The following is a 21,055-nucleotide window of genomic DNA, read 5'->3' as shown; positions in this document are numbered from 1 at the left end:
TGATCGCTCCAGGGATCGCATGCGCATGCACCTACCGGACGAGAAACAGCACGGCGATCCTTCCGCCACCGGCGAGGAGCGAGAGGAAAGCCTGCCAGGCGTGTGGCGCAAGCTGCTGGCCAAGCCGGCTGTCGCCAGCGCGGCGCATGAACACGTCGTGCTGGGTTTCTTCTTCGAGGTGATGCCCGAAGAAGGCGCGCCTTACGGTCGCCTGGATGCCGCCCCGGTGCTGCTGGTACCGGTCGAACACGGCCGCTTCACTCGTCCGGCGCCGCTGGAAAGCAAAATGCTCGCGCACACGGCCATGCAGGCGCACGAGCAACGCCTGGCCACAGCCGTGCTGGGCCTGCCGCAGGCTTTGCGCAAATCGCGCAGCTACGCGCGGCTGGCCGGTCACGTCGGCAACACGCTGTTGGCCGAAATGCTCGACACGGCCCCCTGCTTCCTCGGCGGCCTGGCCGGCCTGCGTCTTTCGCGCGGCAAGTCGCACCAGCTCAACTGGCATTGGCATCTGGAAAACGACGGCAGCCAGCGGCTGCTGCCGGCGCTGCCGCACAGCCAGCGCCTGCTGCGCGTGGATGGTCTTTGGTTCCTGGATGCCGAGCGCGCCGAGCTGGGGCACCTGGAAGCCGATGCGGAAGAGACGCATTGGCTCGACCTGCCTGCGCTCAAGCACGAATACAGCCGCATCCTGCGCGATCGTCTGCCGTCCAGCCGCCTCGCGCATCGCCTTCCGTTGCCGCAGGTGTTCGACGAACTGCGTCGCGCCGAACTGGCGCCCAAGCCAGTGCTCACGCTGCATGCCCTGACCCGTCATGCGCGCCTCGCCGCCGGCACTCCGCCGCTAGCCTATGCGCGGCTCGCCTTCGATTACGCCGGCGAGCGCCTGCCCGGCCGAGGCGGCGAGCCGCTGGTGCGCCGCATACGCAATGGCCAGTTGGTGGAGATCACCCGCCGCCGCGCCGAAGAGCTGTCCACCATGGAACAGCTGGAGCGCGCCGGACTCACGCTCGGCGTGGATACCGAAGGCCTGCCCTGGGATCTGGCCGACACCCTGCCGGAAGATGCCTGGCTGTTCCCCGGCAAGGGCCACTCCGGCGCGCTGGAAGTGAACACGCCGGCGCGCTGGCTGGCGCTGCGACCCAAGCTGGAAGCCGAAGGCTTCACGCTCGAATACGCACCCAGCTTTCCCTTCGAAGTGCTCGAAGGCCCGGTGCGCTGGTACGGCAACGCGGTGGAAGACACCGACGACCACGCTTTCGATCTGGAAATCGGCATCGAAGTGGAAGGCAAGCGCCGCAACCTGTTGCCCGCCGTGGCGCAGGCGCTGGCCGAACACCAGCTCAACCTCAGCCCCGCGCCGAACGAGCCTGAGGACGCGGTGTGGTACGCGCCGGTGGATGAGCGCCGCCGCGTGCCGGTGCGCCTGAAAGAACTGCGCGGCCTGCTGGCGCCGCTCGCCGAATACCTGGAAAAGCCCAAGAAGAAGCTGCACCTGCCGCGGGTGCAGGCCGGCCGCCTGGAAGAAATCGTCGAAGCGCTGCCCAGCGGCGGCGAGCTGCAGGCGCCCGAACAATTGCGCGGTTTCACCGCACGCCTGCGCGACGCGGCCGAACGCGCCAGCGACGCGATACCGCAAGGGCTCACCGTCGAATTGCGCCCCTATCAGCGCGAAGGCTTGCGCTGGTTGAACGCGTTGGCCGAAGCCGGCGTCGGCGGCGTGCTGGCCGACGACATGGGCCTGGGCAAGACGCTGCAGCTCATCACCCATTTGCTCGCGCTCAAAGAGAGCGGCGCCCTGTCGCAGCCGGCGCTGGTGGTGGTGCCCACCAGCCTGATTCCCAACTGGCTGGCGGAGATCAACCGCTTTGCGCCTTCGATGCGTGCGCTGGCCTTGCACGGTCCGCAACGCAGCGGCGATTTTTCGCAGATCGCCGCGCAGGACATCGTGTTGACCAGCTATGCCTTGCTGCCGCGCGACGTCGTCACCTTGCGCAAGCAGCCGTTCTCGCTGATCGTGTTCGACGAAGCCCAACAGGTGAAGAATCCGCGCACCCAGGCGCGCCGTGCCGCACTTACGCTGCGTGCGCCGCGCTGCATCTGCCTTACCGGTACGCCGTTGGAAAACCATCTCGGCGAGCTATGGTCGCAGGTCGATCTGGCGGTGCCGGGACTGCTGGGCGACGAAGGCGCGTTCCGTCGCCACTATCGCGTGCCGATCGAAAAGCAGCGCGACGAAGAGTGCCAGGAGCGCCTCAATCGTCGTCTTGCACCTTTTATTTTGAGGCGCACCAAAGCGCAGGTCGCCTCCGAGTTGCCGCGGAAAACCGAGATCACTCGCCGAGTGGTGCTGGATGGTCGCCAGCGCGAGCTGTACGAAAGCCTGCGCCTGTCGCTGGCCGACGAGCTGCGTGAAGTCATCGCGCAGCGCGGCATTGCTCACAGCGGCATCGTGGTGCTGGATGCCCTGCTGAAACTGCGCCAGGTCTGTTGCGATCCGCGACTGGTGAAGCTGGAGGCGGCACGCGGCGTGCGCGATTCGGCCAAGTTCGAGCTGCTGATGGACATGCTTCCGGCCTTGCTGGCCGAAGGCCGCAAGGTGCTGCTGTTCTCGCAGTTCACCGAAATGCTGAAGCTGATCGCCAGCGAACTGGAGCGCCGCCGCATCCGCTACGTGATGCTCACCGGCGAGACACGCGATCGCGCCGAGCCGGTGCAGCGCTTCCAGGACGGCGACGTGCCGTTGTTCCTGCTCTCGCTGAAGGCCGGTGGCGTCGGTCTCAACTTGACGGCGGCCGATACCGTGATCCACTACGACCCATGGTGGAATCCCGCCGCCGAAGCGCAGGCCAGCGATCGTGCACACCGCATCGGTCAGGACAAGCCGGTATTCGTGTTCCGCCTGATCACGGCCGGTACGGTCGAAGAGCGCATCGAAGAGCTGAAGGCGCGCAAGGCGGAACTTGCCGAAGCGGTATTGGAAGGCGGCGGTACGCGCGAAAGGCTCAGTTTCGATCAGGCGGACCTGGATGCCTTGCTTGCTCCGGGCTGATTGCCTGTCGTTCTAAATCGAATGTGCACGTGTTCGGTGCCACTCCGGTAACCGGGATTCCATCCGAACGAAAAGGGTTGTGCGATGACATCGCACAACCTTTTTTATTGGACGCACATCACGCCAAGGGTTAAGGGTCGTCTGATGTTGATCGCAGTGCAGGGTGCCTACGTTGTAGGGCTCTGCGCTTGGGCTCGCGTGGATCGCGATTCGGTCGCTGCTTTGCACCGGTGAGCCTCGAAGCATCCGCAAGGCACTTCACGACTTCAATAAAAGGACGTTCATCCATGGCAAGCAACTACGATTTTTTTGGCAACCCCATTGAAAGCGATCAAGCAGACTTGGTTCCAGCGGCCTCGAATGCCTACGGAAGCATCGGCCGGGATTCGATCGGTGACGCAGCGCAAGTCGCAACGACTGCCGCTGCCGGTGTGGCACCGCAAATCGAATCGGTGACGCGAGTGAATGAGAGTGGCGTCATCAGCGGAATCGGTTCCTATCACAGCACCAACGACACCACGCCCTTCATCTATGGCTCGGGCGAGCCTGGCACTTCCGTCACACTGTATGTCGATGGCGTCAAGTACGACACGGTAAAGGTCGATGGCGACGGGAAGTGGTTCTCGGCCCGCTTCACCGGCGTGAGCAATGGCGACCACGTACTTACCGTCGTTTCGGATTCCGGCAAAACCGGCGCAGCGTATGACCTGCACGTCGACTCCAGTGCCACCAGCTTTCCGCCGGATTCGGGAGGCCCCTTCGTCAGCCTCGATGGCCTGCATCCGGATGCCGATTCGCATGCATTCCTGGGGCCGAACTTCGAAGCCTCCGACCCTCTGCATCCGCAATTCTTCGGCACGGCGACGGCGAATGCATCCATAACCGTTTATGACCTCGTCACCGGTCAGGTTGTGGGTACGGCACAGGCCGATGCCAACGGCCACTGGCAGGCGGACAGTCTCGTGACGATCGGTGCCGGCGCGCATGAATTCCGCGCTGAATTGAGCGATCACAGCGCCGTGAGCGGAACCTATCCGATTTCGGTAAGTGGGAGCGCCAGTGCCACGCAATCGTCGACGGAAGCGGCTCAGCACGTCGATGCCATCCAGGCGGCAGATGTCGCCGCCACGACGCACGTGGCGTCAGCGAGCGACGTGCACGCCGACCATGCCGAACAGCTGGCGGACCCATCCACGCACGTTGTCGAAGCGACGCTGAGTGCGGCCGACGTTGAGCGCACGCCTTCCATCGATCACGTGTACGATCACGTCGGCGCGGACATTGGCTCCGGAAACGCCACCGATGGATTCCCCGAGGTGGTAGCCGGCCATGGTGGTGGTGAGCCGGGCGAACGTATCTTCGTGCTGCTGAAGCTTCCCGAAGGGCAATTGTTCCAGGTGGGCGCCAGCACCGTGCAGCAAGACGGTAGCTGGACGGTGCACATCAGCCCCGGCGATCTGCCTTTGCACGATATTTCAATCAATCTCATTGCCTGGGCGCCGTCTCTGGATCACGAGAGTCCTGCGTTCCCGGTCTATATCCAGGACCAGGACACTTCCTCCTCGTCTGCACCCCAGGTCGATAGTCACGCCGACACGGACGCTGCGCACGGCCCCTCGCTGAGCGACGTGCTAAGCAGCAGCGATGCCGGGTTGTTCACGGACCAGACTCACCACGTAAGCCATGCCACGCTCAGCGTGGCGGACGTGGATGCGCAGATTGCCACGGGTGCGTCTACTGTGTTGCATGCTCACGCGCAAGTCGCGTCGGCCGATCTCATCGCCCTGCATCATCAGGTAGTGCCGCAGGAACAGCCGCATCACGCGTAATGAGGCTGGTGTCGTAAAAAAGAAACGGCCACGCAAAGCTGCGCGGCCGTTTCTTTTTGTGGAGTCAGGCGTAGCGTTTTTTTGAGATCAACTAGGGAGATGAGGCATGGCCGGTGCTGGATGCCGTCGCTGGCGCGCCGTTGCCCGGATTGTTCTGCACCCATTCCGGTTTGCCGACAACGACGGTGCCTTGGAATGTCGAGAAATCCATGGTGGCTTCGTCATGCAGTTTGTTGGCAATCACAAAGGCGCTTTCGGGGAATGGCGAAAAGCCAGGAATATCCACGATGCCGCCTTCACGTGCCGCGTCATCGATGTCCCTGATTGTCTGGTTGAAACGCCTGATCGCACGCGTCGCGGCGACACTGTCGCCGTACCTCGGTGTCATCTTTTTCAACAGCTTTTGCGCTTCGCGAAGTTCCGCCGCCGTCGCCTGCGCACGGGCCTGGGCATTGGCAAGCTGGTATTGCGGATTTTTACGCTCCGCTGCAAGGGCGAGCCAGGCCAGGCCCAGCGGCCGGTTCTGCTCGATGTCTTCCGTGTCGCCGTTGAAATAGGCCAGGCCCAGCGTGTATTGCGCATCCTTGTTGGCCCAATAGGCCGACTCATTCAGCATGTCGAGCATCTTGCCGTAGTTTTCCTTTCCGTAGGCGGCGCGGGCTTCGCAGGCGTAGTAGTCGCCCGGCAAAATCTGCTCCAGTCCGGTGGGGCAGTTGATGTTCTTGTCGTCGAGGGCGGGAGAGGATTGCGAGGCATCCCCTTGCTGCATCGCTGTAGTCGGAGCCTCGCCGTTGACCGTGATGGCCGGTGGTGAAGCGGTCTGCGCGGCGGCAGGCGTAGCGAACGACAGGCTCATGGCGAGCGTACATAGAGCAAACAGCGACGTTTTCAGCATACCCCTACCCGAACGACTTTCCCCAGTGCAGAGCATAACGGACGTACCCCGATTTTCGATGACTTGCGTGCCGGGGGGCGGGATAGGCGGTGCAGGAATTATCCCGCCTACATCATCCGATTACGCCGACATACAGAAAGTTGCCCGCGTAGCATCCTGAATAAGCCGGGTGTGTCCTCGGAGCGAGGGTTTCACACACCCGGCGTATGAAGTGAAAGAGCGCGAGCCGCATGGGCCACTAACCCACACGACTCGCTACCACAACCAACTGACTAAGGAGTTGATCATGGGTCCCCGGATCATACGGCACCTGCACGCATGCGTGCCCCCGCTGTGCCAGCTTTCGCTCACTTCACGTTCGTGCCTCACGCACGAAGCCGGGTCTTAGCGGATATCGGCCGACTGGGCGTAGGCATACGCTTACACGGCTTGCAGATTTTTCTCTGTTATCCCTCACGCCGCGCGCAATGCGCGGCGTGTCTAACGGTGTGGAGTGAAGGTATGAAAGCGATCAAGCCTGCGGCCATGACGCTGCGCGGATATGTCTTGCACGAAGAGCAATATCGGAAACTGGAGCAGTTGCGCGATCAGTTGTTTCTGATGGCGAAAGTGATTTATGCGTCGACCGAGGAAGAGGAAGACGTGTTGCTGGAAGTGCGGCGTTCCAATCTCGGGCAGTTGCTGGAAGATTTCGGCCTGCGCGTGGATGAAGTGGTGACGGCGTTGCAGTGTGAGGGGCATCGATTGCAGACGCCGTCGCAGTGGCATTAATGGAGGGTGGTACGCGTGGGGCTACTTCCCGGCCTCCCCCTGCTAGTCCCGCGGGACGCAGTAGCAGAGGGCTGGGGTGGGGTAAATACTTGAGAAAGCGCTTCCCAGGCGATCGTCACAAGCCCGCTGCCCAGCGTAACGAAGGGAGTCAATCCCGCGCCGCCACCTCATCAATGTGCTGCAACAGATCCGCCGGATCGTCGTATACGCGAAATGCACCTGAGCGCTGCAGCTCGTCCATGCCGTAACCGCCGGAAAGCAGGCCGACACCCAAGGCGCGCGCACGCTGTGCGGCGAGCATGTCCCAGATGCTGTCGCCGATCACCAGCGATTGATGGATGTCCACGCCGAGGCGCTCGGCCGCGGCCAGGAACAGATCCGGATCGGGCTTGGCGTGGCGCACCATGTCGCGCGTCACCACCGGCACCTTGTCCGGATCGACGCCGAGCGCGGCGAGGTTGTGCGCCGCCGTCTGCATGCGCCCGCTGGTGGCGATCGCCCAGGGGATGCCTTCGCGCGTGAGAAAATCCAGCAGCTCGCGCGCGCCGGGCAACGGGCGCACCGAACCCTGTGTGTGATGCCGATTGAACGCTTCGGCGTGCCATTTCTGCAGGCGTTGGATGCGGTCTTCGGTGATATCCAGGCCGGTTTCGCGCAGCAGGATATTGGTGAACAAGCCGCCGCTCATGCCGATCTTGCGGTGGATGTTCCACACCGGCAGCAGCACGCCTTCCTTGTCCAGCGCCTCTTTCCAGGCCAGCACGTGCTGGTAGACGCTGTCGATCAGGGTGCCGTCGAGGTCGAAAAGAAATGCAGTGCTTGAGCGAGGCATGACGTTCTTCGCAGGCAAGTGGGTGGGCGCAGCGTAACCCAACCCACCTTGACGGTGCATGGACGCGTTCGTCGAACGACGAGAACGCCTGGTGCGGTTAACCGTAGCGCGGAATGTGTCCTTCCACGTCGAAACCGCAGCACGCGCACGGCGGCGGATTGCTGGCGCGCCGGTAGATGGTCGAGAACTGGCAGTAACGCCCCTTGCACTTGGGACAGGCGACGCGCAATGCAGGAATCAGCAGCGCCGCCGCGATCAGCGGCCCGGCGACGTAAAGCGCCGTGGGAATCCAGTCGGGCGCCACACCGCTGTATTGACCATGGTCAAATTGATAACCGAGGAAGAAGCACAGCGCGGTAAAGAACGGCCCTGCTTTGGCGATGCGCAATTTGGAGCGCACCGTTTCGGCGGCGGCGCGCAAGGCGCGGTGGTTGATCGGTTGTTCGGTCATGGCTGGCTCTCCTTGCCCCAGGCCTCGATGCGAAACTCAGCGTAGCACGCGTCCCGATTCCAGCACGGCCAGCGCGGCGGCGCCTAGCAGGCCGGGCTCCGGATGCGTAATCGCAATTGTCGGCACGTTGACCATCGTGTCGCGGAAGCGGCCCTTGGATTCGAAACGTTCGCGGAACCCGCCGCTTTGCAGCCAGGGCATGAGGATTTTCAGCACGCCGCCGGTGAGATACACGCCATCCCAACCGCCCAGGCTCAGCACCAGGTCGCCGGCCACGCTGCCGAAGATGCCGGCCAACGTCTCCACCGTGCGCACACACAGCGCATCGCTGGCGTCGGTGGCGCGTGCTGTGATGTCTTCGGGGGTGTATTCCTCGGCGCGCTGGCCGGCGATGTCGGCCAGGGCAAGGTAGAGATTCACCAGGCCGTTGCCGCAGATCATGCGCTCGTTGGACACGCGCCCGAAGCGCGCATTGAGGCGATGCAGAATTTCCACGTCTTCGGCCGTGTGCGCGGCGAAACCGGCGTGTCCGCCCTCGGTTTCCAGCACGATCCAATGATCGTGGCGAAGCAGCAGGCCGGCAACGCCGAGCCCGGTGCCCGGTCCCATCACTACGAACGTTTGTGTGGGTTTGTCGTGGACGGGCAGGGGCGCGCCGCCAACCGTTTGCAATTGATCGTTGCGCAACAGCGGAATCGACATGCCTTGCGCAGCAAAATCGTTCACCAGCCGCACGCCGTCCAAATGCAGCTCTTCCTGCAGGCCGTGCGCGGATACCGCCCAGGGATTATTGGTGATCTGCACCGTTTCGCCATTGGCGATGCGGCCCGCTGCGGCGATGATCGCGTGCGACGCGGTATGACCGGTATCGGCAAAGTATTGGCGGATGGTGTCGGCCAGCGTGTCGAAATCTTTCACGCGATAGCGGCGCACGCTATCCATCATCAACGGCGTATCTGCGGCGGTGTCGGCGAGCGCGAAGCGGACGTTCGTGCCGCCCAAGTCGGCGAGCAGGGTGGGGATATTCGAGCGATCCATGGGGATTCCGAAAGGCTAGCCCGACAAGACTGCCCGTTGTTGCCCCATTCGTCCAGCGCGTACGTGCCTTGCGCCCTCCCTCATGGAGGGAGGGCGCTGAAATTCAGCCTTTTTGTGCGACCAGCGCGGTCAGCAAGGCCTGCCCGTTCGGGCTGCCCAGTCCCGTGCAGGCATCCCATCCGGGCCCGGCCTGATACGCGCCGTTATTCCCCTGCGTGATATCGCGAAACGCCGATTCGCCGATCTGATAGATCGCCGCATGCAAGTCGCCCACCGGTGCGCCGAGTTTTTGATTGAAGCGTGCAATCAGCGCCGCCCACAGCGGTGCCACCGCACTGGTGCCGCCGATGACCTGCGATTGCCCGCCGATCAGTACCTGATACCCGGTCATCGGATCGGCATTGCCGGCGACATCCGGTACGCCGCGCCCGCTGCTGCCGCTGGGCGAAGCCGGTACCTTTGCGTTCTGCTGCCAGGTCGGCAGTGCGTATTCCACACTCACGCCGCCACCGGTAGCGCCTTCGTTGCTGGCGGTTTCGTTCCACACCACTTCGCTTTGAATGGTGTTGCCACTGGCCACCAGGGTGGTGCCGCCGCAAGCCAGCGAGTAAGGGCTGGAAGCGGGAAAGTCGACGTGCGGCTGGTTGTCGCTCACCCCGTCGCTGGAACCGTTGTCGCCGGCGGCGACCGTTACGGTGACGCCGAGCGCGGCCGCATCCTGCAAGGCCGTTTCCATCGCGGCGAGCGAGGAGCTGTTCCAGTTCTCTTCCGGGCCGCCCCAGCTGATCGAGATCACCGACGGTTTGTTGGTGGTGTCGTGTGCTGCCTGCGAAATGGCTTCATAGAAGCCCTGGTCGGTGTTGGTGGTGAAATACACCGCGATGGTGGCAGCAGGGGCCAGCGCGCCGGCCACTTCGATATCCAGCATCACTTCGTCGTCGGCGCTGCCACCGGGCTGGTTCTGGCCGCCGGCCACGGAAACGGCCACGACCTTCGGCTGCGGGCTGATCCCCAGGCTCGAGAAATACTGGGTGAGGTCGCTGGTGGTGAAGCCGCCGCCCAGTTCGATGATGCCGATGGTTTCGCCGGTGCCATCCGTGCCGGCGGGAAATTCGTACAACTGGCCGAGCTGAAGCGGCGTATAGCTGGTATTGGGCGCAGCCTGTGCCAGGCGCGAGCGGGGTTGCGCCACGGGGCGGCGATCCAGGCCCAGTACCGCGATGGCCTCGGCCGGAAGCGTGGGGGCGTGGCCGCATCCCACAAACGGCGGTTTGCCGCTGAACTGGTACTGGCCCAGTGTGACGCCGAACGCTTTTTCCAGTGCCGCGGGCGCGCCGCGCAGATGCAACACGCGGCGGTGCACGTCGTTGCCGGTCTCGCTCAGCCCATGCTGTTGTGCAAATCGACGCAGGCTTTCCAGGTCGGCCTGCGCCGCACCGTAATGCTGGCCGAATTCGCCGCGCGGCCAGCGCGGCGGGTGCGGCCAGAATGCGGCAGGTGGCGCGGTATCGGTGCAGCGGCGCAGGACGATGGTGATGTCGATGGGGTCAGTGCTTTGATGCGGACCGAGGTACTTCATGCCTTCCGGCGAGGTCCAGTGCGACTGGCGCTTGGTGGGCTGGCTCATGATGCGGCTCCTGGGAGGGGGACGTGCACCGGGCGAAGATGCCACGTGAAATGTGTCGATCTCGCTAACGTGCAGCGGAGCGTTTAGCTCCTGTCGATATTCTCCGAATCCTCCATCTCAGCCTCTGCGCCGCCGCGCCGCGGCGATGTGTCCGAACGCACAGAATCGACCTGGCGCTAAACTAGGCGGACAGATCGCAAGAGATGTCCCCCCATGAATTTCCCCGCCATCCGCATGCGTCGCATGCGCCGCGACGCTTTCTCCCGCGCATTGATGCGTGAAAACACGCTGCTGCCGACCGACCTGATCATGGTCGCCTTCGTGATTGAAGGAGAGGGCAAGCGCGAGCCGGTGCCGTCGATGCCGGGCGTGAGCCGCGTTTCCATCGACGGCCTGCTGGCCCTGGCCGGCGAATGCGTGCGCCTGGGCATTCTTGCGCTGGCGCTGTTTCCGTCGCCGGATGCGTCGGCGAAGAGTGAAGATGCGGCGGAAGCCTGGAATCCGCAGGGCCTGATGCAGCGGGCCACGCGTGCGTTGAAGGCGAAATATCCCGAACTGGGCCTGATCGGCGACGTGGCGCTCGATCCTTACACGACGCACGGCCAGGACGGCTTGATCGACGAGCACGGCTACGTGATGAACGAGCCCACCGTCGATGCGCTGATCAAGATGTCGCTGGCACAAGCCGAAGCAGGCATGGATTTCGTCGCCCCCTCGGACATGATGGACGGCCGCATCGGCGCGATTCGCGAAGCGCTGGAACGTGCCGGCTTCATCCACACCCGCATTCTGGCTTATTCGGCCAAATATGCTTCGTCGTTCTACGGTCCGTTTCGCGATGCGGTGGGTTCGGCAGGGAATCTGGGCAAGGGCAACAAGCACACCTATCAGATGGACGTGGGCAACGGCGACGAGGCGCTGCGCGAAGTCGAGCTGGATATCGCCGAAGGCGCCGATGCGGTGATGGTGAAGCCGGGCATGCCGTATCTGGATGTCCTGCGCCGCGTGAAAGATGCGTTCGGCGTGCCGACTTTCGTGTACCAGGTCAGTGGGGAATACGCGATGCTCAAGGCCGCGGCGCAGAACGGCTGGCTGGACGAGCGTGCCGTGGTGCTGGAGTCGCTCACAGCATTCAAGCGCGCGGGCGCCGATGCGATTCTTACCTATTTCGCGATCGACGCTGCGCGCTGGTTGCGCGGGGAATGAGTTTTTCCCTCTCCCTCGGGAGAGGGGTAAGTGCTAAACGTACTGAGCGATGCCGTTGCCGAACGACCAGTTTTCCTTGGCCGTTTCCAGCAGATTGATAAACACATCCTCCGGCCGCACGCCGGGGTCGGCCGCCAGTTTTTCTGCCACGGATTTATAGAAAGCCTGCTTCTGCGCCACAGTGCGCGTGTTGTTGCAGGCGATTTGCACGATGACCAGGTTGTCGCTGCGTGAAATGTCCAGATAGCTGGGGTCGTAGTCGAACTCTTCGGCATCGTGCTGGCTGACCAGGATGAAACGATCCTTGTCCGGCACGTTGAAGCTTTCGCGCATGGCGGCGTAGATGCCGTTGCGCAGGGCGGCGATATAGGCGGGGGATTTGCCGCGGCGTAGCGAGATGCGAACCAGAGGCATGACAGGCTCCTGAGTGGATCAGTGTTTGAATGCAGGCTGGGAAACGTGGCCGACGTCGTAACTGTCGACATCGTCGCCGGCAGGCTTGGCGACATCATTCCGCCACAAGCGAAAACGCATCAGTGTCCACGAAGTAGGGTCGAAGGCGCTGATCGCGGCAAGCGCGCCGCGCTCGACGTCGTGCCGTACTTTGGCGTCTTCTTCCTCGCGCAGCGTGCCAAGCGAGAGCTGCGCGGAAATGGGCAGGATTTCGCGCGTGGCGTGTTTGGCAACGGAAAGATCGGCTGCCGTCTCCGCGCGCCACACCGACCAGGTGCGCACGATCGGACGCCCAAACGATTCCACCACGCCGGCAAACCCACGGCCGCCAAGAAAGGCATTCATGCCTTCGTGGTTGCGCCACAGATAAAACGGTGCGTAGAGATTTTCGCGGCCGGCGGCGTAGAGATATGTCTTGAATGCCAGATGCGGGAAGTCGTCGGTGAGATGCCCGCGCTCGGCAATGCGGCGGCGGATGATGTCCACGTCGTAATCGGCGGGAAGCCCGATGCGGTACTGCATGGTGATCATGGTGTGGGTTCTCCTTCGACCGCGCGCAAAACGGACACCGCCGATACCGCACATGGCCAGCCGGCGTAAAAAGCCAGATGGGTGATCAGCTCGGCCAACGTGTCGCGGTCGATGCCGTTGTCGCGGGCACGGCGCAGATGAAACGGAAGTTGCTCGATGCGGTTGAGCGCGACCAGTGCCGAAACGGTGATCAGGCTGCGTTCGCGCGGGCTGAGCTCCGGCCGTTGCCAGATATCGCCGAACAGCACCTGGTCGGTGAGTTCGCCCAGCTTGGGTGCCAGGTCGCCGAGACTGCGCTGGCCGTAGTGCGGATCGTGGGGCATGAGGGACTCCGGTGGTCTTGACGGAGTCAGATTAGCGAGCCAGCATACTATTGAAAATCGGGAAATTTGGAATTAACTATCCTGAAAAACGGGATGATCTTATGAGCCGAGTCACCTTCGACCTGGACGTGATGCGCAGCTTCGTTGCCGGCATCGAACTGGGCAGCTTCGCCAAGGCCGCCGACCGGCTGGGGCGCTCCACCTCAGCGGTCAGCGCCCAGCTGAAAAAGCTGGAGGACCAGGCCGGCACGCCCCTGCTGCGCAAATCCGGGCGCGGCATGGCGCTGACCGAAGCCGGCGAGGTCATGCTCGGCTATGCGCGCCGGCTGCTGGAATTGAACGATGAGGCGGTCAGTGCGGTACGCGGCGTGGAATTGGCCGGGCGCGTGCGATTGGGCCTGCAGGAGGACTTCGGCGAAAGCGTTTTGCCCGAAGTTCTGGGGCAATTCCGTCGCGCGCATCCGAAGCTGCGCGTAGAGGTGCAGCTGGCACGCAATACCGTGCTGATGGACTCGTTGAAGGCCGGGCGCCTGGATCTGGCCCTGGCGTGGGAGACCGAGCAGGGCGCAGCCCATGCCGTCCACGTGGATACCTTGCCGATGCGCTGGATCTTTGGCAGCGACGAGGCTTCGGCGACCTGGCGCGAACCCGGCGAACCGTTGCCGCTGGTGGTGCTCGATGCGCCTTGCCTGATGCGCACCGCCGCGACCCAGGCGTTGGATCAAGCCGGTGTGCCGTGGCGGATCGCGTTTACCAGCCCCAGCCTGGCAGGCACCTGGGCCGCAGTGAAAGCGGGCCTGGGGGTCAGCGTGCGTACGGCGATCAGCTTGCCCGGGGATTTGCGTGCGCTCGATGCGCAGGAAGCGAATCTGCCGCCGCTGCCGAGTCTCGGCCTGGCACTTTATTGCGGGGATGCGGAGCCCGCGGTGGAGCGTTTGTCCGAATTGATCTTGCAGCGACTGCGCGAATCGGCAGTCGCCTGAATTTATTTCGCCGCCGGTGAAGTGACTGCCGGCGGAACCAGCTTGATCTCGTAGATCCACGGCCAACGCTTGCCGGTGACGAACAGCCGGTCCTGCTTGGCGTCATACGCAATGCCGTTGAGCACGTCGTTGGTAGGATCGGGCGTATCGCCTGGCTTGGGCGCCAGGCCCGTGAGATTGATCACGCCCACGACCTTGCCGCTGGCCGGATCGATCCGCACGATGGCATTGCTCAGCCACACGTTGGCGTAGATCTGTCCTTTTACCCACTCCAGCTCGTTGAGGTTGTGCAGCGGCTGACCGTTGGCGGTGACGTCGATCTGGCCGACCTGCTTGAGCGTTGCCGGATCGAGCACGCGGATGGTCGGCGTGCCGTCGCTCATGTAGATGTGCTTGTTGTCGGCCGTTAGCGCCCAGCCTTCGCCGGGATACTCGAACGTACCGAGCTTCTTGAAGGTCTTCAGGTCGTAAATGAAACCGTGGTGCGACTGCCAGGTCAGCTCCATCAGGCGGTTCTTCCACGCCACGATGCCTTCGCCGTAGTCGGGCGGCGGCAGGTCGAGCTTCTGCAGCACTTCGCCGGTCTTCACGTCGACCTTGCGCACCTGCGACTCGCCTACGGTGCCGGTCGCTTCGTAAAAATAACCGTTGAGATAGAAAAAGCCCTCGGTATAGGCCTTGGTATCGTGGGGATACTTCTGCACGATCTGGTAGCCGTAAACCGGAATGGCGTCCTGTGCCATCGCGGCGTTTGCGCAGCCAAGTAGGAGAAGTGCGAGTAGGAAGGTCAGTCGTTTCATGGGGTCGGATCATCCCACGTCTGATCATCTGCGTCAGCCGCATACTTTTACGTTCCAGGCGGGCGCCGCATGAAATAATCGGCAACAGATCACGGGTAGAACCCTAGTCATGGAGCAGGCGTGGACAGCCATCATTTTTTGAAAACCGCGGTGGTATTTCTGCTGGCCACGGTGATTGCGGTACCGCTCACCAAGCGTTTTCGCCTGGGTGCGGTGCTGGGTTATCTGCTGGCCGGCATTGTGATCGGCCCGGAAGTGCTGCGGTTGATTGCCGACCCCAGCGGGGTCGCGGCGATTTCCGAATTCGGCATCGTGCTGATGCTGTTCGTGATCGGCCTGGAACTGTCGCCGCAGCGCTTGTGGGTCATGCGCAAGTCGGTGTTCGGCACCGGCTTGCTGCAAGTGTTGGCTTGCAGCGCGGTGATCGGTGCCGTGGCGTATTCGTGGTTTGGCCTGATGGCAGGGGCGGCGGCGATCGTTGGCGGCAGCCTGGCCTTGTCTTCGACGGCCTTTGGCTTGCAGATACTGGCGGAACGCAAGGAGGCCGGCTCGGCCTACGGGCGCCAGGCATTTGCCATCCTGCTGTTCCAGGATCTGGCAGCGATTCCGCTGATTGCCGCGGTACCGCTGCTCGCGTCCACGTCTGCCAAGCACGGCATCGATTCCTACGCCGTGTTGCGCACGATCGGCGTGATCGTGGCGGTGGTGGTGGGCGGACGCTATCTGTTGCGCCCGGTGTTCCGCTTCGTGGCACGCGCCGATTCGGTGGAAGTCTCCACCGCCACCGCGCTGCTGGTGGTGATGGGCACGGCGTGGTTGATGGAAGAAACCGGTGTGTCGGTGACGCTGGGCGCTTTCCTCGCCGGCGTGCTGCTGGCCGATTCGGAATACCGGCACGAGCTGGAATCGAACCTGGAACCGTTCAAAGGCCTGTTGCTCGGGCTGTTCTTCATCAGCGTCGGCATGTCGATGCAGGTGCATCTGCTGCTGCAGTCGCCTTGGCTGGTGCTTGGCCTCACGTTGGCGCTGCTGCTGGTGAAAGGCGTGCTGCTGTGGCCGCTCGGCTTGACCGTGGGCGGTTTGCATCGCGCTGACTCGCTGCGGCTGGCGGCATTGCTGGCCAGCGGCGGCGAGTTTGCCTTCGTGGTGTTGCGCCAGGCGGCGGACAGCGGCCTGGTCGCGGAAAAGCAAAGCGGCTTGCTGGTATTGGCCATCACGCTTTCGATGGCGTTGACGCCGTTGCTCGTGGCGGTAACCGGCAAGGTGCTGGGTGTACGCAAGAAAGCGGAATCCACGCGCCCGTTCGACACCATCAACGTGGATCATCCGCGCGTGATCATCGCGGGCTACGGCCGCATGGGCCAGATCGTGGCGCGCGTGCTGCGCATGCGCAAAATCCCGTTCGTGGCGCTGGATCATTCCATCGAACAGCTCGACCTGGTGCAGCGCTTCGGCAACAGCGGCGACATCTTCTACGGCGATCCGGCGCGTCCGGAACTGCTGCGCGCTGCGCAGGCCGACAAGGCCGAGGTATTCGTGCTCGCCACCGACAACCCCGAGTCCAGCCTGCACGTGGCACGCGTCGTGCGGCGCATGTATCCGCATCTGAAGGTCATTGCGCGCGCGCGCAACCGCCAGCACGTCTGGCGCTTGATGGATCTTGGGGTGGAAGCGCCGGTGCGCGAGACGCTTTATTCCAGCCTCAAGATGACCCGCAAGGCATTGGAAGCACTAGGTGTACCGGAGGAGGAGGCGATCGCGGAAGTCGAGCGCTTCCGGCGCAAGGACGCCGAACTGATGAAGATCCAGTACTTGGTCTACGACGACGAGGCCAAGCTGTTGCAGACCACGCGCGAGGCGGTGGCCGATTTGAACAGGCTGTTCGAGGCCGACGCGGAAACTCCCGCGCCGGTGGAGAAGGGGCCGGACGCAGATACGCCGCTGATCAACGAGCAATAGTTTCGGCGCTGCCGCTTCCTGCCGTCATTCCCGGAATGGCGGCAGGAAGGCAAAGCTCAGGCGCTTACTGATCGGAAGATTGCGCGGGTTGGCGCAATGTCTGCCGCACGCTGGGAATGGCCGTGCCGCGTGCCGCCAGTTCGTGCGCAATATCGATCAGGCCCAGGTGACGGGCGACATCCGCCGCGGTGCGGCCGAAGTTGTCGGCGGCGTTGCGGTCGGCGCCGCGCGCCAGCAGCACGCGCGCAGGCGGCAGCAAGGCGTGCATCGCGCAAGCATGCAGGGCGGTGACGCCACGCTGGTCGGCGTGTTCGATCCGCGCACCGGCATCCAGCAGCACCGGCAGCAAGGCTCCGATGTGCGTGGCATCGCAAGGGCTGCCGGGACGCACGTGTGCGCCGAGCAGCAACAGCAACGGCGTCATGCCTTCGGTGTCGGCCAGGTTTGCATCGGCCTGGCGCTTGAGCACGGCGTCGAAGAGTCGGCGTGCACGCAGGCTGTCGTTCTTTTCGAAACCGAACTGCGATGCGGCATGCAGAGCACTGTGGCCTTTCGCATCCACGGCATTGGCATCGGCACCGGCTTCCAGCAAGCGCTCGGCGATTTCCGGATAGCCCTGTACGGCGGAAATCATCAAGGCAGTGGCATCGCCCGGCAGGCGCTGGTCCACGGCGGCGCCGCGATCCAGCAGCAGGTCGACCAGCGCCTCGCGCCGCGCAGCCACCGCGGCAGCCAGCGGGGTCATGCCGTTGAGGGCGCTGGCGCCGAGGTCGGCACCGGCTTCGATCAACGTGATGGCAACGTCGCGGTGACCCGCGCCGCAGGCATGCAGCAAGGCGGTGGCGCCTTGTGCGTCGCGTGCATCGACCGGGAAGCCCAGTTCCAGCAGGCGATGCACGGCGGCATCGGCGCCGAGTTTGGCGGCGTGAATCAAATCGTCGGCGCGCAGCGGACGGCGCGGGCGCTGCCAGTCGTTCCAGTCCAGCCAGCGTTCCAGTTGCGAATGTTCCAGCGCCAGGCCCAACGGCGTTTCGCCATTCACGTCCACCGCTTCGGCATCGGCGCCGTGCGTGACCAGGGCGCGCACCATCGGCAATGCGTCGGCGCCGTGCTCGAGCGCGGCGAACAAGGGTGTGCGTCCGTAGCTGTCGCGTGTGTTCGGGTTGCACCCGCGCGTGAGCAGTGCTTGCAGCAAGGCCGCTTGCCCGTTGATGGCGGCCAGGTGCAGCGGCGTGCGGTCGCGTTCGTCCACGCCGAACGGATCCGCGCCACGTTCAAGCATGCTCAAGCACAGCGACGCACAGCCGGCCGCGTCGTGCTGCGGGCGACTGAGCGCCTGCGCGAGCAGACCGGAACCCGCTGGCGTGGCGCCGGCATCGAGCAGGTCGGCGATGGCGTTGGCGCTGTCGGGCAGCATTGGCAGCAGGGCGTCGAACAGGCGCCGGCCGAGCGGCGGCAAGACGTCGGTATCGTCGAGCAATTGCGGTTGCAGCCGCGCTTCGGCTTGCAGGCCGTGGTCGAGCAGCCAGCGTCGTGCGGAACCGAGATCCGCATCGGTGAGCTCCAGGTACAGCTGGGCCAACTGTGCTTGCGACCAATCGCGCACGCGGCTGCCGAAGCTGGACACGATCGCCCAGTGGCCAAAGCGCAGCGCGTCGAGCAGATGGGCCGGGGTGTCGGCTCCTTCGGAAATGGCATCCAGATCGAGGCTGGCGGGCAGCGGCGTTTCGGGGTCGAGCAGCGCAACCAGGTCCCAGCGCCCGCTGGCAGCGGCGTGATCGAGCGCGCTGCGGCCATCGCCGCCGGGTGTCTTGGGCTCTGCGCCTAGCGCAAGCAAGGCGCGCACGGTTTCGACTTGCGCGCGCGGGGATTGGCAGGCGAGGGTCAATGCATCGCGCCCATGCTTGTCGCGGGCGAGGGCATCGGCTTGTGCATCCGCCAGCATCTGCACCACGGGGACGGCGCCGGCACGCGAGGCGTCCATCAGCGCGGTGGTGCCATGATGGTCCGCCAAGTTCACGTCGGCGCCGGCAATGCGCAGCGCGCGGGCAATCTGTTCGTGCCCCTCGGCGGCGGCGGTCATCAGCGCGCTGCGCTGCCTGGCGTCCAGCCCATTCACCGGTGCGCGGTGCTTGAGCAACATCTTGATGCCGGTGACGTCGTCGTCGGGAATGCCTGCAGCGGCGACGAGCGCCGGCTCGCCGTGGGCCGGCGATGCCTTGGCGCCGCGCTCGATCAGGAACTGCACCAACGCCCAGTTGGCTGCGCGGCAGGCGACCGACAGCGGACTGGCGCCGGCCTTGTTGATGGCGTCGACGGATGCGCCGGCATCCAGCAGCATCGCTGCGACCGTGGGTTCTCCACTAAGCACCGCACCGTGCAACGGGGTGTTGCCTTCGGCATCGGCGGCCAACGGGCTTGCGCCGTTGGTGAGCAGGGTCATCACCGCGTCCGCACGTCCGTGCCAGCTGTCGCGCGTGGCGGCCAGCAGCGGCGTCAGTCCACCGCTGGCGCGGTTCACGTCGGCGCCTTTGGCGATCAATGCACGCAGCAGATGCGGATCGGGCAGCAACGCGGCCAACATCAGCACCGGCCGTTGATCGCGATCGCCCGATGCGGGCGCGGTATTGGGGTCGGCGCCGGCTTCGACCAGGGTCAGGGCGCGCGGGATATCGCCGTTGCGGGTGGCGGCGAGCAGCGCCTGTGCCTGTTCCGGCGTGCCGGCGGTGAGTTCCTGCTCGCTCAGCCGCGGCGCGGCAGGTTGTGCGGCAACGGCAGGGTCGATGCGTTCGCCGCGTGCCGAATCCTTGCGCTTGGGTCGACGGTTTTCGCACAGCATCACGCGCAGGGTGCGGTTGGCGATGACCAGCGCGCCCAGCGGCAGTACCACCACGGCATAGAGCACGATGGCCGCCGTGCGCATTTCGGTCGGCAGCACGACATACAGGCCGCTCAAGGCGATGGCCGCGAACGACAGGATCAGCAACGCCAGCGAGCTGGGCAGGAAATGGCTGAAGAAATGTTCTTCGCGCGAAAGGTGCCGTCCGAACGCGATGCTGCGCGCCGAGGCGGTGAACAAGGACGAGCCTTCGTGCTTGTCGTGCGCGGGATAGGCGTCATCCCAGACGAAGACCAGCGCAAACGCTGGCCACAGTCGCCACAGCGCCGCCAGCGCCACCACCAGCGCTGCCGCCAGCAGCAGGCTGGCGCCCAGCGTGGGTTGCTGGGTAAGCCGCAACATCGGCCAGGCGATCAGCAGGAACACCAGCGCCACGTAGCAGGTGGACATGGTCAGGTGCGCGGCGCCGCGACGCAGCACGGTACGCAGGAAGTCGGGCTCCGGGTCGAAACCGATCGCGTGGCACACCGCCGCCATGGTCAGCGTATTGGCGAGCAGCAAAAGAATGAGCGTGGCCGGATGAGCGCCGACGGCGGCGGCGATGCCTGCAACGGCGAAGCCTGGCAAAAACCAGATCAGCGAAGTCAGGGCGGAGGATGGGCGGCGCGATTTGATAGGTGGCATGGTGGGCGAGTATAGGAATCAGGAGCGCGTCAGACGGTAATCACTCGTTAACGAATGCAATCCTGCACCTACTCTTGCCGGAAGCGGGGGATGTCGCCGGTGTCGTGACCATCGACGTCCTGAGGGGTTTGGGGCGGTGCAGCGGCCAACGTCTGCTGCGGCGGAAGCTGCAGATGCCAGCCCTGAGTGCGCAAATGCTCCATCACGGTCTCGGCATCTTCATGCGGCAGACGTCGCCCGGCGTGCAGTTCCACTTCGAGCACGAAGCGCAGATCGCCTAGCAGCACCGCCAGCGATTCGGGAATCGCCGGGAAGTTGTCTTTCTGCGATAGCCACAGATAAGTATCGGCTTTGCGTTGGCTGGCGTAGACGAAGCAATGCATGGCGAAGCCCGCAAATCACGAGTGGATCGTGAAGGGTAGTGGGAAAAGCGGGGAACGGGGAACAGGGAACGGGGAACGTTTAGGTTGCAGGAGGCTGGGGCTTTTCGCTTCGCGGGGAGCTTGTGTTGAAAAAGCTTGATGACGGGTGCGTAGGTGCGATGCTCTTCCCCGTTCCCCGTTCCCCGTTCCCCGTTCCCCGTTCCCCGTTCCCCGTTCCCCGTTCCCCGTTCCCCGTTCCCCGTTCCCCGTTCCCCGTTCCCCGTTCCCCGTTCCCCGCCATGCTGCAACCGCACTTGCATGGCCAAGGGCGAGCCGGCAGAGTGCCCGCCAGGGTTATCAAACGCGCGTATGAATTTCTGCCGTGGTGGCCCCGCTACGACCCGAGCCGTCGCCCTTACA

The 21,055-nt window shown here is 64.2% G+C and carries 17 protein-coding genes; 6 read left to right on the top strand and 11 right to left on the bottom strand.

Annotation, left to right across the window (positions count from 1 at the left end; genetic code table 11):
- Positions 1-25 precede the first annotated feature (25 nt).
- Positions 26-3,052 (top strand): DEAD/DEAH box helicase, encoded by a 3,027-nt coding sequence (locus tag ISS99_RS07085; protein ID WP_204631006.1) that lies wholly within the window; start codon positions 26-28, stop codon positions 3,050-3,052.
- A gap of 287 nt (positions 3,053-3,339) precedes the next feature.
- Positions 3,340-4,881, top strand: a complete 1,542-nt coding sequence (locus tag ISS99_RS07080; RefSeq protein WP_204630896.1) for a hypothetical protein — start codon at positions 3,340-3,342, stop codon at positions 4,879-4,881.
- Positions 4,882-4,972: 91 nt separating this feature from the next.
- Here ISS99_RS07080 and ISS99_RS07075 read toward each other — a convergent pair whose 3' ends face one another.
- Entirely contained in the window at positions 4,973-5,776 is an 804-nt protein-coding gene (locus ISS99_RS07075) for a hypothetical protein (RefSeq protein ID WP_204630895.1), read from the bottom strand.
- A 501-nt stretch (positions 5,777-6,277) separates the two neighbouring features.
- Here ISS99_RS07075 and ISS99_RS07070 point away from each other — a divergent pair.
- Positions 6,278-6,547: an XAC0095 family protein gene (locus tag ISS99_RS07070; protein WP_204630894.1), complete on the top strand. Its 270-nt coding sequence runs from the start codon at positions 6,278-6,280 to the stop codon at positions 6,545-6,547.
- A gap of 148 nt (positions 6,548-6,695) precedes the next feature.
- On the opposite strand, the gene ISS99_RS07065 is transcribed toward ISS99_RS07070, so the two are convergent.
- From ISS99_RS07065 to ISS99_RS07050, 4 genes are all read right to left on the bottom strand, one after another.
- The gene (locus ISS99_RS07065) at positions 6,696-7,379 is read right to left on the bottom strand and encodes an HAD family hydrolase (RefSeq protein WP_204630893.1); all 684 of its coding nucleotides are present in this window, start codon (positions 7,377-7,379) and stop codon (positions 6,696-6,698) included.
- Between the two features lie 97 nt (positions 7,380-7,476).
- A complete protein-coding gene (locus ISS99_RS07060) occupies positions 7,477-7,830 on the bottom strand; it encodes a hypothetical protein (protein WP_204630892.1) in 354 nt (117 codons plus the stop codon).
- Between the two features lie 36 nt (positions 7,831-7,866).
- Entirely contained in the window at positions 7,867-8,868 is a 1,002-nt protein-coding gene (gene glk / locus ISS99_RS07055; RefSeq protein ID WP_204630891.1) for a glucokinase, read from the bottom strand.
- Between the two features lie 103 nt (positions 8,869-8,971).
- Positions 8,972-10,495, bottom strand: coding sequence for a S53 family peptidase (locus ISS99_RS07050; protein ID WP_204630890.1), 1,524 nt, complete (start codon positions 10,493-10,495; stop codon positions 8,972-8,974).
- 213 nt (positions 10,496-10,708) lie between these two features.
- Between ISS99_RS07050 and hemB the strand changes: the two genes are divergently transcribed.
- Entirely contained in the window at positions 10,709-11,701 is a 993-nt protein-coding gene (hemB, locus tag ISS99_RS07045) for a porphobilinogen synthase (RefSeq protein WP_204630889.1), read from the top strand.
- 33 nt (positions 11,702-11,734) lie between these two features.
- Here the strand turns inward: hemB and ISS99_RS07040 are convergent, their stop codons facing one another.
- From ISS99_RS07040 to ISS99_RS07030, 3 genes are read right to left on the bottom strand one after another with little or no spacing between them, the layout of a single operon-like run.
- On the bottom strand, positions 11,735-12,115 hold the full coding sequence (locus ISS99_RS07040) for a tautomerase family protein (RefSeq protein ID WP_204630888.1): 381 nt from the start codon (positions 12,113-12,115) through the stop codon (positions 11,735-11,737).
- 18 nt (positions 12,116-12,133) lie between these two features.
- On the bottom strand, positions 12,134-12,685 hold the full coding sequence (locus ISS99_RS07035; protein ID WP_204630887.1) for a DUF4865 family protein: 552 nt from the start codon (positions 12,683-12,685) through the stop codon (positions 12,134-12,136).
- Positions 12,682-13,008, bottom strand: coding sequence for a carboxymuconolactone decarboxylase family protein (locus ISS99_RS07030; protein WP_204630886.1), 327 nt, complete (start codon positions 13,006-13,008; stop codon positions 12,682-12,684). The genes ISS99_RS07035 and ISS99_RS07030 overlap by 4 nt, the downstream gene beginning before the upstream one ends.
- A gap of 101 nt (positions 13,009-13,109) precedes the next feature.
- Between ISS99_RS07030 and ISS99_RS07025 the strand changes: the two genes are divergently transcribed.
- The gene (locus ISS99_RS07025) at positions 13,110-13,991 is read left to right on the top strand and encodes a LysR substrate-binding domain-containing protein (RefSeq protein WP_204630885.1); all 882 of its coding nucleotides are present in this window, start codon (positions 13,110-13,112) and stop codon (positions 13,989-13,991) included.
- A 2-nt stretch (positions 13,992-13,993) separates the two neighbouring features.
- Here the strand turns inward: ISS99_RS07025 and ISS99_RS07020 are convergent, their stop codons facing one another.
- Positions 13,994-14,791, bottom strand: a complete 798-nt coding sequence (locus ISS99_RS07020; RefSeq protein WP_204630884.1) for a glutaminyl-peptide cyclotransferase — start codon at positions 14,789-14,791, stop codon at positions 13,994-13,996.
- Between the two features lie 120 nt (positions 14,792-14,911).
- Here ISS99_RS07020 and ISS99_RS07015 point away from each other — a divergent pair, with 120 nt between their 5' ends.
- Entirely contained in the window at positions 14,912-16,750 is a 1,839-nt protein-coding gene (locus ISS99_RS07015) for a monovalent cation:proton antiporter-2 (CPA2) family protein (protein WP_204630883.1), read from the top strand.
- A gap of 64 nt (positions 16,751-16,814) precedes the next feature.
- Here ISS99_RS07015 and ISS99_RS07010 read toward each other — a convergent pair whose 3' ends face one another.
- On the bottom strand, positions 16,815-20,273 hold the full coding sequence (locus tag ISS99_RS07010) for an ankyrin repeat domain-containing protein (protein ID WP_204630882.1): 3,459 nt from the start codon (positions 20,271-20,273) through the stop codon (positions 16,815-16,817).
- Between the two features lie 68 nt (positions 20,274-20,341).
- Entirely contained in the window at positions 20,342-20,656 is a 315-nt protein-coding gene (locus ISS99_RS07005) for a YcgL domain-containing protein (RefSeq protein WP_204630881.1), read from the bottom strand.
- Positions 20,657-21,055 lie beyond the last annotated feature (399 nt).

Origin of the sequence: Dyella mobilis, assembly GCF_016904945.1 — a bacterium.
Classification (GTDB): domain Bacteria; phylum Pseudomonadota; class Gammaproteobacteria; order Xanthomonadales; family Rhodanobacteraceae; genus Dyella_B; species Dyella_B mobilis.
The sequence above is the reverse complement of the archived record's forward strand: the minus strand, read 5'-3'. Positions and strand labels throughout refer to the sequence as shown.